This window comes from Kitasatospora sp. NPDC057542 (assembly GCF_042801945.1).
GTDB lineage: Bacteria > Actinomycetota > Actinomycetes > Streptomycetales > Streptomycetaceae > Kitasatospora.
The window spans coordinates 1-16,418 of record NZ_JBHVFE010000051.1; the positions used below are offsets into that span (position 1 = coordinate 1).

The following is a 16,418-nucleotide window of genomic DNA, read 5'->3' on the forward strand; positions in this document are numbered from 1 at the left end:
GCCACGGTCCGTACACCCGCCGGGGTGGACGGAGTCCGGGGGCGCACCGTCCCTGGGCGCCCCCGGAGTGCGGGTGGGCGTCAGACCGGACGGGCCGCCAGCTCGCGGGCGGCCCGCGCGCAGTCACGCGCGATCCGGTCCTCGTCGACGGTGGTCAGCTGCCCCTTCTCGACCACCGCGTTGCCGTTGACGAACAGCACGGACAGCGGCGGCAGCGCCCCGAAGGTGAGCGCGGCGACCGGGTCGGCGATGGACGAGTGCATGATTCCGTCGATCTTCCACAGCGCCAGGTCGGCGAGCTTGCCGGCCTCGATCGAGCCGATCTCGTCCTGCCGACCGAGCACCCGGGCGCCGCCCATGGTGCCCAGGCGCAGCGCCTGCCGCCCGGTCAGCGCGGTGGGGGAGCCGTGCAGCCGGTTGATCAGCAGGGCGTTTCGCAGCTCGGTGCCGAGCTCGCCGGACTCGTTGGAGGCGGTGCCGTCGACGCCGAGGCCGACCGGGACGCCGGCCCGGAGCATGTCGGGCACCCGGGCGATGCCGGCGGCCAGTCGGGCGTTGGAGGACGGGCAGTGGGCGACGCCGGTGCCGGTCTCGGCGAACTTGGCGATGTCGGAGTCGTTCATGTGCACGCAGTGCGCCATCCAGACGTCCTCGCCGAGCCAGCCCACCGACTCGAAGTAGTCGGTCGGCCCCATGCCGAACAGTTCCTTGCAGAACTGTTCCTCCTCGGCCGTCTCCGAGCCGTGGGTGTGCAGCCGGACGCCCTTGCGGCGGGCGAGCTCGGCGGACTGGCGGAGCAGGTCGGTGGAGACCGAGAAGGGCGAGCAGGGTGCGATGGCGACGTGCAGCATCGAGCCGAAGGAGGAGTCGTGGTACCGGTCCACGGCGGCCTCGGAGGCGGTCAGGATGTCGTCCAGCGCCTCGACCGCGTGGTCCGGCGGCAGCCCGCCGTCCTTCTTGGAGCGGTCCATCGAGCCGCGCAGCGCGGTGAAGCGCAGGCCGAGCTCCCGGACGGCCCCGATGGAGGCGCCGAGCACGTCGCCGCCGTCCTCGGGGAAGACGTAGTGGTGGTCCGCGGCGGTGGTGCAGCCGGACTTGAGCAGTGCGGCGGCGGAGCCCTGGCTGGCGGCGTGCACGAGCCTCTCGTCGATCCGCGCCCAGGTCGGGTAGAGGGCGACCAGCCAGTCGAACAGGATGTCGTCCTGGGCCAGGCCGCGGGTGATCCACTGGTAGAAGTGGTGGTGGGTGTTGACCAGGCCGGGGGTGGCCAGGTGTCCCTCGCCGTTGATCCGGCGCACCACGTTGTCCAGCCACGCGGGGGCGGGGCCGTCGCCCACCGCCTCGATGGTGTTGCCGAGGATGACCACGTGGCCGCGGGCGTACTCGGTGTCGTTCGCGTCCACGGTGGCGATCGCGACGTTCTCGATCACGATCCGCTGGTCGGCGGGCGGGGGCTGGACTGCCATGGGGTGACTCCTATGGGGGAGGGCTGGGAGGGGCGCGCACCGAAGGGCGCACGCCCTCCCCGGCCGGTCAGGACGGTGTCGCCGTCGGCACCGTCGCGCCGGAGGCCTGGCCGGACGTGGTATGGTGGGCGGTCCCGACGTGGTGGAAGAGCAGGTTGAGCAGGACGGCCATCACGGAGCCGGCCGAGATCCCCGAGTGCATCAGGGTCCTTACGGCCTCCGGGAAGGAGTCGTAGAACGTCGGCACGGCGATCGGGATGATGCCGACACCGAGTGAGACCGACACCAGGATGGTGTTCGAGCCGGACTCCATCCCCGCCTCCGCGAGGGTGCGGATGCCGCTGGCCGCGACCGTGCCGAAGAGCACGATCCCGGCGCCGCCGAGGACGGGCTGCGGTACCAGGGAGACGAGCGAGCCCAGCACGGGGAACAGCCCCAGCAGGACCAGGATGGCTCCGCCGGCCGCGACCACGTAGCGGCTGCGGATCCTCGTCAGCGCCACCAGCCCGATGTTCTGGGCGAAGGCGCTGGCGGCGAAGCCGTTGAAGACGGGACTGAGCGCGGTGGCCAGACCGTCGGCCCGCAGGCCGGCGGCGAGGGTGGGCTCGTCCGCCTCGCGATCGACGATCTTGCCGAGGGCGAGCATGTCGGCGGTGGACTCGGTCATCGAGACCATCATGACGATGCACATCGAGACGATCGCGGCGGCGTCGAACATCGGCGCGCCGAAGTGGAACGGGGAGGGGAGCGAGAAGACGTTCGCGTCCTTGACCGCGCCGAAGTCGGCGAGCCCCAGCGGGAAGGCGATCAGGGTGCCGAGCGCCAAGCCGATGAGCAGCGACAGCTGCTGCCAGAAACCGTGCAGCAGCCGGTTGCAGAGCACCACCGCGACGAGGGTGATCGCGGCGAGGCCGATGGCCCGCATGGAGCCGTACCCGGGGGCGCCCGGCGAGCCGCCGCGCGCCCAGTTGACCGCCACCGGAAGCAGGGACACCCCGATGAGGGTGATCACGGTGCCCTGGACGACCGGGGGGAAGAACCGGATGAGCTTGCAGAAGTACGGTGCCGCGAGGAAGCACAGGAGCCCCGCGACGATCACCGATCCGAAGATCACCGGGAGGGCGTCCTTCGGTCCGTGCTCCTTCGCTATGGCGATCATGGGCGCGACCCCCGCGAAGGAGACGCCGTTCACGAACGGCAGTCGCGCGCCGATCTTCCAGATGCCGAGCGTCTGGAGGAGGGTGGCCAGTCCGGCGGTGAACAGGCTGGCCGAGATGAGCAGGGCGAGTTCGGCGGCGGAGAGCCCGACGCCGGCGCCGACGATGAGCGGGGGTGCGACGACCCCCGCGTACATCGCGGCGACGTGCTGGAGTCCGGTGGAGAACAGCTTCACCGGGGGCAGCAACTCGTCCACGGGGTGGGTCCCGGGCCGGGGCGGCTCGCCGGGGAGGTGTGCCGACACGCCGTCCGGGCCGTGCGCTCTTTCCGGGGTGGAACCGCCGTCTGTACTGCTGGTGTTGCTGGGTGCCATGTCGAGCCCCTCTTGTGCCCGTGGCTCCCGGCGCGCCCGTGGCGCTGGAGTGCGGCTGGTGCTGGTGTGACCGAGAGCGGGACGGCGGTGCAAGGATCCCTCGGCCGGCCTCTCCAGTGCCCCGGGCCGGCCGCCGCGAGGCAGACACGAACTCCGGTGGGTGGGGGTGGGGGTGGAGAAACTGCTGGTACGGATGGAACGCGCGGTGGTGCGGTGGTGGGGTCGGTGGAGCGGCCCGCCCGGACTCGACCGGCCCGTGGGGACCGGAGGGTGCGGCGATTCCGGGCGGTGTCCACCTGGTGGTGGGGCGGGGAGGTCAGGCGACCGGGATGACCGGGACGACGCCCTCGCGGTGCACGGTGCCCTCGATCAGGCCGTACATGCGGTCCGCGGCGAAGTAGACCTCGTTGTCGTTCTTGAGGCCGAACGGCTCCAGGTCGACCAGGAAGTGGTGCTTGTTGGGCAGTTCGAGCCGGACCTCGTCCACCTCGGCGCGGTTGTTGAGGACCCGGGTGCCCATCGCGTGCAGGGTCTGCTGCAGCGAGTAGGAGTAGGTCTCGGCGAAGGCCTCCAGCATGTGCTGCTTCACCTGGGTGTAGGAGCGGTTCCAGTTGGGCTGGGCCTCGCCGTCCCTGCCGCTGTAGCCGAACTTCCAGCGGGCGGTGACCTGGGTGGCGAGGATGCGGTCGTAGGCTTCCTGGAGGGTGGTGTAGCCGTCCTTGATGTAGCCCCAGAACTCCGAGTTGGTGGAGTTCAGGACGACCAGGTCCTTCAGGCCGGAGATCACCTGGACGGACTCGCCGTCGTAGACGATCTCGCTGGTGCGGGTCTCCTGGCCGCTGCGGACGAAGGAGTGGCCGACCTCCTCCGAGCCGATGAAGCGGGCCGAGCTGTCCGGGGTCCGGATCCGCTCCCAGGCGTACTCCTCGATCCGGATCCGGGCGCTGTGCACGACGCCGCGCTCGGTGTCGTCGACGAAGTGGCGCGCCAGGAGGATGCCGAAGGCCTCGGCCGACTCGATGCCGTACTTCTTGGCGAAGGCGTAGACGGTGTTCTTGGTGGTGTCGGTGGGAAGGCAGTTGGCGTTGGATCCCGTGAGGTGGACGTCCTCGAACTCGCCGCGGAGCGAGACCGAGACGTTCAGGTCCTTGATCTCGTGCCGGGTGGAGTCGCGGTGGATCCGGACGATGCGGTTCTCCGCCTTGCCGTACTGGTTCTGGCCGAGCACGTGGGCCATGACGTGGCTCCTAAGCTTTCAAGGTCGGTCCACTAGCTTCCGCGGTAGACCGAGTATCCGAACGGGTTGAGCAGCAACGGCACGTGGTAGTGGTGCTGTTCGGGCGCGACCGTGAAGACGATCGAGACCTCGGGGAAGAACGGCGGCTCGGAGGACTTGAGCGCGTGGTACGCGCCGGTGTCGAAGAGCAGCCGGACGACCGAGCCCGCCTCCACGGCCGGCAGGTCCTTGGCCCGGCCGTCGGAGTCCGTGGCGGAGGTGCCGAGCACCTGCCAGCCACCCTCGGTTTGCAGTGCGAGCTCGACCGGGACGCCCTCGGCCGGGTGGCCGAGGCTGGTGTCGAGCACGTGGGTGGAGATGCCAGTCATGGGTGGAGTGACCTTACTGATGGCAGAAGTGACGGTGCGTCAGTTTCCTGATGGGGCAACCGGAACGATTCGGTGCGAAACAAACTGGCGGATTGTCAGGGCGCATCGAGCAGGCGGTTGAGCCGGATGTCGTTGATCTTGCACAGCTCCCCTCGGACGATCTCCGCCTCGGTGGCGGCGTCGTTGGGGTGGCGATCGCGCAGGGCGGCGAGCATCCCGACCGCGGTGCGGCCGGTCGCGCAGATCAGGAACACATGGCCGAACTTGGCCTCGTAGGCGGCGTTGGCCTCGTGCAGTTCGTCGAGGATCGCCTGGTTCACGCCCTGGATTCCGGCCTGTTCGCGCTCGGAGGTGGCGTCGCCCGCCATGGGCTCGCCGATCCGGGCGTGGCCGGCCATCGCGTCGCGCAGATCCTCGGTCGTCAGTGACGCCATGGCCGCCGAATTGGCGGCGAGCAGGGCCTCACGGTCGGACCAGGGTCGGGCCTCCACGATCGCGGCGGCCCAGCGGGGGCTGGAGCATACCTCCAGCAGGATCTCTTCCAGCTCCGCGGCGTCGGCCGCGGCCAGGGCGTCAAGGGTGTGGGGATGGTTGGTCACGAGTGGACCTCCTGAAGAGTGGTGCCACCCGGAAAAGCTAGATCGACCCCACCCGGCCGTCAACACTTTGTTGAACGGTTGGTGGTTACGTTTTGAGCCGGGCCGCGGTGTCGGGCCCTTTCGTGTGCGATTCGCCAAGTGTGCCCCGCCGCAGGCCGATCCAGTCCTGCCGTGCCGGCGGGGTCACCCGTTCGGAAGCCCCCGGGATGGGGTCGCATGCGCTCCGGAGGGCGCCGAACCGGGGCGTCAGGACGACTTCGCGCCGTCCTGGCGGTTCAGGTAGTTGTACACGGTGAAGCGGCTGACGCCCAGAGCCGAGGCGACGGTCTCCACGCCGTGGCGGACGGTGAAGGCGCCGCGCTCCTCCAGGAGGGCGACGACTCGCTGCTTCTCCAGTCGGTCGAGCTCGGCCAGCGGGCGGCCGTCGAACTGGCGGGTCATCTCGGCGAGCAGTCGGTCCAGTGCGCTGCCCAGGTGCGGCAGTCGGACGGCCAGGGCCGGGACGCCCTCCCACTCCAGGACCACGTCGTCGGGCTTCGCCTCGTCCAGCGGGACGGGCGTCGCGCCGACCGCGGCCAGCAGCGGCTTCACCGCCGCGGCGAGCGGGTGTTCCACGTTCTCGGTCACGGCGTACCGCCCTCCTCGCCCAGCAGGCTGACCTGGACCGAGATCCGGGTCGCCCCGGCGTCCAGGGTCTCCTTGAGCAGCTTGGTCACCGCGGCGAGGACCTGCTCGGCCTCACCCTCGGCGCCGGTGCCGAAGGGGCCGACCGACACGGCCAGGCCGGCCTCGTCGACGGCCTTGCGGGCCGCCGCGGCGTGCTCCGGGAACGTGTCCAGTTCGAACGGTTCTGTCGTGAACTCCACCATCAATCGCACGAGGTCACTGTAGCGAGCAGGTGTGCGGGCGGGCAGGGGCCGGGTGATCGAACAGTCCGGCCCCCTGGGGCGGCGCACGCTCGGGCTTCTTCAACAAAATGTTGCGACTCTCTTGACACTCGCTCGGCAGGCCGGAGATGCTTCCACCACACAGAATCCCTCTTCCGGATCGTGGAAGTTGCGGATGAAGGAAGAGAGATGAGAGGTGAGTGACGTGACGGCGGCTGCCAAGCACGGCTTCACGGTCAACCTGTCGATCCTGTTCGGCGAACTGCCGCTCCTGGAGCGCCCCGCCGCGGCCGCCGCGGCCGGCTTCACCGCCGCCGAACTCTGGTGGCCCTTCGGGGAGGAGCACGACCCCTCGCAGGCCGAACTGGACGCGCTGCGCAAGGCGTTCACCGACGCCGGCGTGCGGCTCACCGGCCTCAACCTCCTGGACGACCTGAGCAAGGGCGCTCGCGGTACCGTCTCGGTGCCGTCCGAGCGGGACCGCTTCCGCGCCAACGTCCCGGTCGCCGCGGAACTCGCCGCCTCGCTCGGCGCCACCGCGCTCAACGCGCTGTACGGCAACCGGGTCGAGGGCGTCGACCCGGCCGAGCAGGACGCGCTCGCGCTGGAGCACCTGGTGCTCGCCGCGCGGGCCGCGCACGGAATCGGAGCCGTCCTGCTGATCGAGGCCCTGAACGGGGCCGAGTCGCCGGACTATCCGCTGGTCTCGGCCGCCGCCGCGGTCGAGGTGGTCGACAGGGTCAACGCCGCCACCGGCCTGGGGAACGCCAGATTCCTCTGCGACCTGTACCACCTGGCCAGGAACGGCGAGGACCTGGCGGCCGTCATCGACACCCACGCCGACCGCATCGGCCACGTGCAGATCGCCGACAACCCGGGCCGCAACGAGCCCGGCACCGGAGAGCTGGACTTCGAGGACCTGTTCGCCCGGCTCACGGCCGCGGGCTACACCGGCTCGATCGGCCTGGAGTACCGCCCCTCCACCGGCGTCAGCGCCGACAGCTTCGGGTGGCTGCCGCGCGAACTGCGCGCAGCCGGATAGCGGAGCCGCCAAGGAGCGGAGTCGCCGAGCAGCGCGCCGCGGACCCACCCGACCTCCCACCCGCACACGTAAGGAACTCGACGCGATGAGCCGCAAGATCGCCTTCATCGGCCTCGGCATCATGGGCAGCCCGATGGCCGCCAACCTCGTCAAGGCCGGGCACCACGTCACCGGCTTCAACCTCACCCGGCCGCCGATCGACGCCCTGGTCGCGGCCGGCGGCCACGGCGCCACCAGCATCGCGGACGCGGTGAAGGACGCCGAGGTCGTCATCACGATGGTCCCGGCCGACCCGCAGGTCGAACAGGTCGTCCTGGGCGAGGGCGGCGTGCTGGAGAACGCCAAGCCCGGCACCCTGGTGATCGACATGTCCTCGATCACCCCGCGGACCTCGATCAAGGTCGAGGCCGCCGCCGGGGAGAAGGGCATCCGCACCCTGGACGCCCCGGTCTCGGGCGGCGAGGCCGGCGCCGTGGAGGCCGTCCTGTCGATCATGGTCGGCGGCGCCGCCGAGGACTTCGCCGAGGCCAAGCCGCTGTTCGACGTGCTGGGCACCACGGTCGTCCATGTCGGCCCGTCCGGCGCCGGCCAGACCGTCAAGGCCGCCAACCAGCTGATCGTCGCGGTCAACATCCAGGTGCTCGCCGAGGCCGTGGTGTTCCTGGAGAACGCCGGCGTGGACCTCGCGGCTGCGCTGGACGTGCTCGGCGGCGGCCTGGCCGGCTCGACCGTGCTCAACCGCAAGAAGGCGAACATGCTGAACCGCGAGTTCGCCCCCGGCTTCCGGATCGACCTGCACCACAAGGACATGGGCATCGTCACCGACGCCGCCCGCGCCGTGGGCGCCGCGCTGCCGGTCGGCGCCGTGGTGGCCCAGTTGGTCGCCTCCGCCCGGGCCAACGGCGACGGCTCGCTCGACCACTCGGCGCTCCTGCGTGGCGTCGAGCGGCTCTCCGGGCGCGAGGTCGAGTAACACCCCCCGGGGGTTCCCGCGCGGAGCCCCGCCCGAGTTCCTCCTGGCGGCGTGTACCCATCCGGTCGTGCCCGCGCCGTCAGGAGGCCGGACCCGACCGGCGTGCGGGCCGGGGCTCATCCGCCCGCCCGTCGGTCGATCCAAGCCGGTGACGCGTACGTCCCCCTGGGGGCACTTCGGTCGTGCCTGGTACGCGTCGCCCGGCCTCCTCCCTGCCGAGGGGAGCCTCTCGTACGTCGGAAGCGGGACGAGTGGAACGGCGGGGAGGGGGTCGCACCCCCGGGCCGCCCGGGACGGTGCCGGCCCCCTTCGGAACGCACCGAACGGGGCGCATCTCCTGGGAGCGTTCCGCCCCGGCCACTGCGGCCGAGGAGCTGGCACCCCCGGGCCGCCCCGCCCCATGCTGGACGCACGTCGTACCACCACCGCCAGACCCGTACGGAAGCGAGGACCGCGCCATGCCCCCCACTCCCCGCCAGGGCCATGTGGTCGTCGCCCCCGACAAGTTCAAGGGCAGCCTGGACGGCGCCGAGGTGGCGGCCCGGATCGCCGCAGGCATCCGGCGCGCCGCGCCCGGAACCGAGGTGCGCGAGCTGCCCGTCGCCGACGGCGGCGAGGGCACCCTGGCCGCCGCGCTCGCGGCCGGCTTCAGCCGGGTCCCGGCCAAGGTGACCGGTCCGACCGGACTGCCGGTGGACGCCGCGCTGGCCGTCCGGGACGACACCGCCGTGGTCGAGCTGGCGCAGGCCTCCGGTCTCGCCCGGCTGCCCGGCGGCCGCACCGCCCCGCTCGCGGCCGGGTCCTACGGGGTCGGCCAGCTGATCGCCAAGGCTGTCTCGCTCGGCGTCAAGCGGATCGTGCTGGGCCTCGGCGGCAGCGCCTGTACGGACGGCGGGGCCGGCATGGTGCAGGCGCTCGGGGTGCGGCTGCGCGACGCCGACGGGGTCGAACTCCCGCCCGGCGGCGCTGCGTTGCGCAGGCTCGCGGAGATCGACCTCGGCCCGCTGGTCGACGCCCTGGGCGGCGTCGAGGTCGTGGTGGCCTGCGACGTGGACAACCCGCTGCTCGGGCCGCGCGGCGCCACCGCCGTCTACGGCCCGCAGAAGGGCGCCGACGCCGAGGGCCTGGTGGTCCTGGAGGAGGGGCTGACCACGTTCGCCGACCTGGTCGCCGGGGCCACCGGGCGGGACGTCCGGGAGGCGCCCGGCGCCGGCGCCGCGGGCGGGGTGGGCTTCGCCGCCCTCGCCCTGCTCGGCTCCACCATGCGACCCGGCATCGAGCTGCTGCTCGACCTGCTGGGCTTCGACGGGGCCGTGCGTGGGGCACGCCTCGTCGTGACCGGCGAGGGCTGCCTGGACGCGCAGACGCTCCACGGCAAGGCCCCTGTCGGAGTCGCCGCGGCGGCCGCCCGGGCGGGGGTTCGAGTGGCCGCCGTGGCGGGTCGGCTGGAGCTCTCCGAGCCCGAGTGGCGCGCCGCCGGCTTCACCGCCGCCATCGCGCTGACCGACCTGGCCGAACAGCCGGGGGAGAGCATGACCAGGGCCGCCGAGCTGGCCGAACTCGCGGGGGAGCAGCTGGCCGCCCGGCTGTTGCCGCGCTGAACCCTCGTGCGTTCATCCATTGACGTTTTGTTGAAGGCGGGCCTAGGCTCCCGGCAATCCCTCGCCACCTCCCGCGTTCCACCGCCTCCGAAGCGACGCCCCCCGAGGTGCCGCCCCCCGAAGCGATGCCCTCGAAACACCCCCGAAGCGCCCTCGAACCACCACGACTCCCAGGTTCCGGAGGTCTCCCATGCCTTTCAGCCAACCGACGGTGATCCGCTCCCGGCGGGTGGTCCTGCCCGACGGCGAGCGCCCCGCGGACGTGCTGATCCAGGACGGGAAGATCACCCGGACGGCCCCGCACGGCTCGCTCACGGCTGGTGAGGGCGATCTCGTCGACCTCGGTGACACCGCCCTGCTGCCCGGGCTGGTCGACACCCACGTGCACGTCAACGAGCCCGGCCGCACCGAGTGGGAGGGGTTCGCCACCGCCACCCGGGCCGCCGCGGCCGGCGGCGTCACCGCGATCATCGACATGCCGCTCAACTCGATCCCGCCCACCACCACGGTGGCGGGGCTGGCGCTCAAGCGGAAGGCCGCCGAGGGGCAGACCTGGGTCGACCTCGGTTTCTGGGGCGGCGCCGTCCCCGGCAACGTCGCGGACCTCGAACCGTTGCACGAGGAAGGCGTGTTCGGCTTCAAGAGCTTCCTCGCGCCCTCCGGGGTGGACGAGTTCCCGCACGTCGAGGCCGCCGACCTGGCGGCCGCGCTGGCCGAGCAGGCCCGGATCGGGGCGCTGGCGATCATCCACGCCGAGGACCCGGCCGTGCTGGCCGCCGCCCCGCAGCAGCCCGGCGTCCACTACCGGGACTTCCTGGCCTCCCGGCCCGCCGACGCGGAGACCGCGGCCGTCGCCCACCTGCTCGACACGGCCCGGCGCACCGGTGCCCGGGTGCACATCCTGCACGTCTCCTCCGCCGCCGTGCTGCCGCTGCTGCGGCAGGCCCGCGAGGACGGCGTACGGGTGACCGCCGAGACCTGTCCGCACTACCTGACCCTCGCGGCCGAGCAGGTGCCGGACGGCGACACCGCCTTCAAGTGCTGCCCGCCGATCCGCGACGAGTCCAACCGGGACGCGCTCTGGGAGGCCCTGGCGAACGGCGAGTTCATCGCCGTCGTCTCCGACCACTCGCCGTCCACCCCCGACCTCAAACTGCTGCCCGAGTACGGCGGCAGCGGCGACTTCGCAGCCGCCTGGGGCGGCATCGCCTCGCTCCAGCTCGGCCTGCCGGCCGTCTGGACCGAGGCCCGCCGGCGCGGCCACACCCTCGTCGATGTGGTGCGCTGGATGTCCGCCGGACCGGCCGAACTGGCCGGCCTCACCGGCACCAAGGGCGCCATCGCCGCCGGCCACGACGCGGACCTGGTCGCCTTCGACCCGGACGGCGAGTTCGCCGTCCGGGCGAGCGGACTGCACCACCGCAACCCGGTGACGCCCTACGCGGGCCGGACCCTCACCGGTGCGGTGCGCACCACCTGGTTGCGCGGTCGCGAGGTGGACCCCGCGGCCCGCCCCTTCGGCCGGCAGCTCGTCCGGCCCCGTTCCCACCCCGCCACCACCCCGTCCGAACGCGCCTAGAGGAGAGTCAGTGACCACTGCCGACAACCCGAGTGCTCCCTTCACCGAGCTGGTCAACCTGGCCTCCCGGCTGCTCGGCGCGGGCGTCGTCGCCACGAACGAGGACACCTTCGCGGACGCCGAGAACCTGCTGGTCGCCAAGCCGGCCGAGTTCCGCCCGCACACGTTCGGCCACAAGGGCCAGATCATGGACGGCTGGGAGTCCAAGCGCCGCCGCGGTGTCTCCGCCGACCAGCCGCACCCCACCGACGAGGACCACGACTGGACGATCGTCCGGCTCGGTGCCGCCGGGGTGGTCCGCGGTGTGATCGTGGACACCGCCCACTTCACCGGCAACTACCCGGAGTCCGCCTCGGTCGAGGCCGCGTCCGTCCCCGGCCACCCCTCGCCCGAGGAACTCCAGGACGCCGAGTGGACCACGATCGTGCCGCGCACCGGGCTGAGGGGCGACACCGCCCACGAGTTCGCCGTCACGGACGGCACCCGCTACACCCACGTGCGGCTGAACATCTTCCCGGACGGCGGCGTCGCCCGGCTGCGGGTGCACGGCGAGGTGCTGCCCGACCCGCGCGAACTGGACGGCCTCACCTTCGACCTGGCCGCCCAGGAGTACGGCGGCGTGGCCGAGGCGGCGTCCGACCGCTACTTCTCCTCCCCGCACAACCTGAACGCTCCCGGCCGCGCCTCCGTCATGGGCGACGGTTGGGAGACCCGGCGTCGGCGCGACAAGGCCAACGACTGGGTGCAGATCGCCCTGGCCGGGGGCGGTGAGGTCCTGGCCGTCGAGGTGGACACCTCCTGCTTCGTCGCCAATGCCCCCGGCTGGGCCGATCTGATCGGCTTCGACGCCTCGACCGGGGCCGACCCGGCCGAGGGCGAGTGGTTCGAACTCCTGGCTCGCACGCGACTCCAGCCCGACACCCGGCACCGTTTCCGGCTCGACACCGGCCGCGCGGTGACCCACGTGCGCATCAACGTCCACCCGGACGGCGGGCTGGCCCGCCTCCGGCTCACCGGCCGCCTCACCGGGGCCGGCCGCGCCGCGCTGGCGCTGCGCTGGTTCAACGCCCTCCCGGCCGCCGAGGCCGTCGCGGCCCTGACGGGGGCCGGGCTCGGCGCCGACGAGGCCGCCGCGCTGACCGCCGCCCGCCCGGCGGCCGGGCCGGCCGCGGCCGAGACCGTCGTCCGGAGCCTGTTCGGCAACTGACCGGCCGCCACCGCCATCTCCTCGGCGCTCCTCGGCGCTCCTCGGTGCCGAATTTGACGTCACGTCACATCACTCTTTACGCACCGCCGTTATCGACACCTGAAGGACCCTCCATGTCCAAGATCCTGACCACGGAGTCCGGCGCCCCGGTCGCCGACAACCAGAACTCGGCATCGGCCGGCGAGTACGGCCCGCTGCTGATCCAGGACCAGCAGCTGCTGGAGAAGCTGGCCCGGTTCAACCGCGAGCGCATCCCGGAGCGCGTGGTGCACGCCCGCGGCTCCGGTGCGTACGGCTACTTCGAGGTCACCGACGAGGTCGCGCGGTACACCCGGGCGGGCTTCCTCTCCGAGGTCGGCAAGCGCACCGAGGTCTTCCTGCGCTTCTCCACCGTGGCCGGCAACCTGGGCGCGAGCGACGCGGTGCGCGACCCGCGCGGGTTCGCGGTGAAGTTCTACACCGAGGAGGGCAACTACGACCTCGTCGGCAACAACACCCCGGTGTTCTTCATCAAGGACCCGATCAAGTTTCCCGACTTCATCCACTCGCAGAAGCGCGACCCGTACACCGGCGTGCAGGAGGCGGACAACGTCTGGGACTTCTGGGCCCACTCGCCGGCCTCGACCCACCAGATCACCTGGCTGTTCGGCGACCGCGGCATCCCCGCCTCGTACCGCCACATGAACGGCTACGGCTCGCACACCTACCAGTGGGTCAACGCCGACGGCGACGCGTACTGGGTGAAGTACCACTTCAAGACCAACCAGGGCATCCGCTGCCTGGACGGCGCCCAGGCCGCCGAGACGGTCGGCGGAGACGCCGACTCGCACCAGCGCGACCTCCACCAGGCCATCGAGCGCGGGGTGTTCCCGTCCTGGACCCTCTACGTCCAGCTGATGCCGGTCGCCGAGGCCGCGGACTACCGCTTCAACCCCTTCGACCTCACCAAGGTGTGGCCGCACACCGACTACCCGCTGGTCAAGGTCGGCCGCCTGGTACTCAACAGGAACCCGGAGAACGTCTTCGCCGAGGTCGAGCAGGCCGCGTTCTCGCCGAACAACTTCGTGCCCGGCATCGGCCCGTCCCCGGACAAGATGCTCCAGGGCCGCCTGTTCGCCTACGCGGACGCCCAGCGCTACCGCCTCGGCGTCAACCACACCCAGCTGCCGGTGAACGCCCCGCGCGCCACCGAGGCCGCCAACTACGGCCGGGACGGCTACATGGCCGCCAACAGCGCCGGTCGCGGCAAGAACTACGAGCCCAACTCGTACGACGGCCCTGCCCAGACCGGCGACGTACTGGCCACGCCGGTCGCGGTGGCGGGCCACACCGGCACCTACACCACCCCGGCGCACACCAAGGACGACGACTTCTTCCAGGCCGGCGAGCTGTACCGGCTGATGTCCGCAGGTGAGAGGACCCGCCTGATCGACAACATCGCGGGCTTCCTGGCGCAGGTCTCGCGTGACGACGTGGTGGAGAAGAACCTCGCCCACTTCCACGCTGCGGACGAGGAGTACGGCGCCCGGCTGGCCGCCGCCGTCGCCAAGCTGCGGGCGGGCGACGAGAGCTGACACCTCCCGCACGACGGGCCCTTCCACCGGGGCAGTGGGACGGGGCCCGTCGTGGTGTCGCCGACGTCAGCCGGTTCCGGCGGTGATCGTCCGGGCCCGGCCGTCCGGGAACCGGACGTACCCGCGCGCGGCGACCGGCTGGTTCGCCCCCCGGACCATGGCGGTCCAGAACGGCGGGGTCCTGCCGTCGAGGGACTCGCAGTCCGTCAACGGCCCGGCGGCTTCTGCACGGAACGTCCACGGATATGTACGGACGGCAGCCGTCGGAGCCGCTGGGTCGATACGCTGGTGGGTGCCCGCGGTCGCTCCGTGGGGGGACATCGGAAGGGGACGACATGTCGACACCAGCCCCGGGTCGTCACGCCGCGCTGGACCAGGGTCTGATGGGCCCGCTCACCTCCCTCCAGCACGCCCTCAGACTGCTGGAGGCGGTCGACCGCCACCCCGACGGCGCCACCCTGGTGTCCCTCGCCAGGGAGACCTCGCTCGGGCTTCCGACCGTGCGTCGGCTCGCCGAGATCCTGGAGGTCGAGGGCTACCTCCAGTGTCAGGACGGGGGTTGGCTGCTGGGCGGCACCTTCGCCCTGCTCGGCCAGCACAACCGGGAGCAGCTGGTGAAGGCCCGACTCGACCGCAAGCTCGCCGAACTCCGGGACGAGTTGGGTGCCGCGGTGTACTTCAGCCGGTACCACGACGGTGAGTTGACGGTGGAGGCGGTCTCGGCCGCCGACTGCGCGCCGGCCGTGCAGGAATGGGTGGACTTCCGGGCCACCGCGCACGCCAGCGCGATCGGCAAGTGCCTGCTCAGCCAGCTGGACGCGGACGGCCGGCGCGACCACCTCTCCCGGCACCCGGTCGCCCGGCTCACCTCCCACACCGTCACCGACGCCGACCAGCTGATGCACCGGCTGGAGCGACAGCCGGCCACGGTGCCGGTGCTGGACATCCAGGAGTACGCGCTGGGCACGGTGTGCGCGGCCGTGCCGATCACGGCGGGCAGCACGGTCGGCTGCCTGGCCACCTCGATGCCGGTGGACAACATCCACAAACTGAAGGCCGCCGCGGAGCTGCTCGCGGCCCGGGCGGCGCCGCTGATGCTGGCGATGGCGGTCTGACGGCCGGCCGACGACCGCGCACATGAGTTCGAGGAAGCCCTGCCGGGAAGTCGGCGGGGCTTCGCGCGTTTCCCGCGGTGGCCGCCGGTGTGCGGCACTTATTAGACTCGATGTCGATAAGACTCGCCGAGGCCCTTGTCCCGGGGGCTACCCGCGAGTACGTTTCCCTGAGCCGAGCCGCCGCCCCCAGGTCAGGAGGGCCTGCCATGCCCCGTTCCGCCCCCGTCCCCGCCCTCGCCGCCCCCGCGGCGCGCGTGCACGACGGCCTCGTCCTGGAGCCCCGGGACGTCCACTTCGAATGGGCCCAGCTGCCGCTGCACTGGATCCCTGACGAGCCGATGGCCACCCACGTCATCAACGTGCTGCACCTGCTGCTGCCGGAGGGGGAGCGGTGGTTCGTCAAGGTGTTCAAGGAGGCGCTGCCGCTCATCCGGGACGAGCAACTGCGCGAGGAGGTCCTCGGGTTCATCGGGCAGGAGGCCATTCACGCCGAGGCGCACCAGGAGGTCCTGGACCACCTGCTCGGCCAGGGGCTCGACCCGCGGCCGTACGTCCGGCAGATCTCCTGGCTGTTCCGGCGCGTCCTCGGCGACAAGCCGGGGCTGACGCCGGCCCGGCGACGGGAGAACCTCATCGAGCGGGTCGCCTTCATCGCGGCGATCGAGCACTTCACCGCCTTCCTCGGCAACTGGGCGCTCAACTCCCCGGGCCTGGACCGGGCCAAGGCCGACCCGACCATGCTGGACCTGCTGCGCTGGCACGGCGCGGAGGAGGTCGAGCACCGCAGTGTCGCCTACGACCTGATGGTGCACCTGGACCCGGGCTACCTGCGCCGGGTGCGCGGGATGGTGTTCTCCGGGCCGCTGCTGGTCCACCTCTGGGTGCGCGGCGCCCGCTTCCTGCTCGCCGCCGACCCCACCCTGAAGGGGCGGCTCAAGCCCACCTGGCGGGAGGCGGGCCGGATCGCCAGGCGCGGACTGCTGCCGGACCCGGTCAAGTCGATCCGCTCCGGGCTGCGCTACCTGCGGCCGGGCTACCACCCGACCCAGGAGGGCTCGTCCAGCCAGGCGCTGGGCTACCTCGCCACCTCCCCGGCCGCCCGTGCGGCCGCCGGGCGCGGCTGACGGGTGACGGGGTTCAGAGTTCAGAGTTTGGAGTTCAGAGTTCAGCGAACAGAAAACGTTATCTGTTCGCTGAACTCTGTTCGCCGGACTCCGAAGTCTGACGTCTGAAACCTGT

The 16,418-nt window shown here is 71.9% G+C and carries 16 protein-coding genes; 8 read left to right on the forward strand and 8 right to left on the reverse strand.

Features of this window, described 5'->3' with window-relative positions:
- Window positions 1-80: 80 nt before the first annotated feature.
- From ACFU7Y_RS09605 to ACFU7Y_RS09635, 7 genes are all read right to left on the reverse strand, one after another.
- The gene (locus tag ACFU7Y_RS09605; protein ID WP_380767191.1) at window positions 81-1,466 is read right to left on the reverse strand and encodes an 8-oxoguanine deaminase; all 1,386 of its coding nucleotides are present in this window, start codon (window positions 1,464-1,466) and stop codon (window positions 81-83) included.
- Window positions 1,467-1,533: 67 nt separating this feature from the next.
- Window positions 1,534-2,997 (reverse strand): nucleobase:cation symporter-2 family protein, encoded by a 1,464-nt coding sequence (locus ACFU7Y_RS09610; RefSeq protein ID WP_380767193.1) that lies wholly within the window; start codon window positions 2,995-2,997, stop codon window positions 1,534-1,536.
- Between the two features lie 316 nt (window positions 2,998-3,313).
- On the reverse strand, window positions 3,314-4,234 hold the full coding sequence (gene pucL / locus ACFU7Y_RS09615; protein ID WP_380767195.1) for a factor-independent urate hydroxylase: 921 nt from the start codon (window positions 4,232-4,234) through the stop codon (window positions 3,314-3,316).
- A 32-nt stretch (window positions 4,235-4,266) separates the two neighbouring features.
- On the reverse strand, window positions 4,267-4,602 hold the full coding sequence (gene uraH / locus ACFU7Y_RS09620) for a hydroxyisourate hydrolase (protein ID WP_224275184.1): 336 nt from the start codon (window positions 4,600-4,602) through the stop codon (window positions 4,267-4,269).
- A 95-nt stretch (window positions 4,603-4,697) separates the two neighbouring features.
- The gene (gene uraD, locus ACFU7Y_RS09625; RefSeq protein ID WP_224275185.1) at window positions 4,698-5,201 is read right to left on the reverse strand and encodes a 2-oxo-4-hydroxy-4-carboxy-5-ureidoimidazoline decarboxylase; all 504 of its coding nucleotides are present in this window, start codon (window positions 5,199-5,201) and stop codon (window positions 4,698-4,700) included.
- Between the two features lie 246 nt (window positions 5,202-5,447).
- Window positions 5,448-5,828 (reverse strand): helix-turn-helix domain-containing protein, encoded by a 381-nt coding sequence (locus ACFU7Y_RS09630; RefSeq protein ID WP_224275187.1) that lies wholly within the window; start codon window positions 5,826-5,828, stop codon window positions 5,448-5,450.
- Window positions 5,825-6,070 (reverse strand): thiamine-binding protein, encoded by a 246-nt coding sequence (locus tag ACFU7Y_RS09635; RefSeq protein WP_224275198.1) that lies wholly within the window; start codon window positions 6,068-6,070, stop codon window positions 5,825-5,827. The genes ACFU7Y_RS09630 and ACFU7Y_RS09635 overlap by 4 nt, the downstream gene beginning before the upstream one ends.
- A gap of 214 nt (window positions 6,071-6,284) precedes the next feature.
- On the opposite strand from ACFU7Y_RS09635, the gene ACFU7Y_RS09640 reads away from it, so the two are divergent.
- The 6 genes from ACFU7Y_RS09640 to ACFU7Y_RS09665 all read left to right on the forward strand — a co-directional run bounded on the left by ACFU7Y_RS09640 (window position 6,285) and on the right by ACFU7Y_RS09665 (window position 14,064).
- Window positions 6,285-7,130: a TIM barrel protein gene (locus tag ACFU7Y_RS09640; RefSeq protein WP_380767199.1), complete on the forward strand. Its 846-nt coding sequence runs from the start codon at window positions 6,285-6,287 to the stop codon at window positions 7,128-7,130.
- Window positions 7,131-7,215: 85 nt separating this feature from the next.
- Window positions 7,216-8,103, forward strand: coding sequence for a 2-hydroxy-3-oxopropionate reductase (locus ACFU7Y_RS09645; protein WP_380767200.1), 888 nt, complete (start codon window positions 7,216-7,218; stop codon window positions 8,101-8,103).
- A 458-nt stretch (window positions 8,104-8,561) separates the two neighbouring features.
- Window positions 8,562-9,704, forward strand: a complete 1,143-nt coding sequence (locus ACFU7Y_RS09650) for a glycerate kinase (protein WP_380767202.1) — start codon at window positions 8,562-8,564, stop codon at window positions 9,702-9,704.
- Window positions 9,705-9,894: 190 nt separating this feature from the next.
- A complete protein-coding gene (gene allB, locus ACFU7Y_RS09655) occupies window positions 9,895-11,283 on the forward strand; it encodes an allantoinase AllB (protein WP_380767203.1) in 1,389 nt (462 codons plus the stop codon).
- Between the two features lie 10 nt (window positions 11,284-11,293).
- The gene (gene alc / locus ACFU7Y_RS09660; protein WP_380767205.1) at window positions 11,294-12,490 is read left to right on the forward strand and encodes an allantoicase; all 1,197 of its coding nucleotides are present in this window, start codon (window positions 11,294-11,296) and stop codon (window positions 12,488-12,490) included.
- Between the two features lie 113 nt (window positions 12,491-12,603).
- Window positions 12,604-14,064, forward strand: coding sequence for a catalase (locus ACFU7Y_RS09665; RefSeq protein ID WP_380767206.1), 1,461 nt, complete (start codon window positions 12,604-12,606; stop codon window positions 14,062-14,064).
- 66 nt (window positions 14,065-14,130) lie between these two features.
- Here the strand turns inward: ACFU7Y_RS09665 and ACFU7Y_RS09670 are convergent, their stop codons facing one another.
- Window positions 14,131-14,274, reverse strand: coding sequence for a hypothetical protein (locus ACFU7Y_RS09670; RefSeq protein WP_380767208.1), 144 nt, complete (start codon window positions 14,272-14,274; stop codon window positions 14,131-14,133).
- A gap of 125 nt (window positions 14,275-14,399) precedes the next feature.
- Here ACFU7Y_RS09670 and ACFU7Y_RS09675 point away from each other — a divergent pair, with 125 nt between their 5' ends.
- Together ACFU7Y_RS09675 and ACFU7Y_RS09680 are read left to right on the forward strand one after the other, a co-directional pair.
- Window positions 14,400-15,179, forward strand: coding sequence for an IclR family transcriptional regulator (locus tag ACFU7Y_RS09675; RefSeq protein WP_374119936.1), 780 nt, complete (start codon window positions 14,400-14,402; stop codon window positions 15,177-15,179).
- Between the two features lie 206 nt (window positions 15,180-15,385).
- Window positions 15,386-16,303 (forward strand): metal-dependent hydrolase, encoded by a 918-nt coding sequence (locus ACFU7Y_RS09680; RefSeq protein WP_224277670.1) that lies wholly within the window; start codon window positions 15,386-15,388, stop codon window positions 16,301-16,303.
- Window positions 16,304-16,418: the final 115 nt, after the last annotated feature.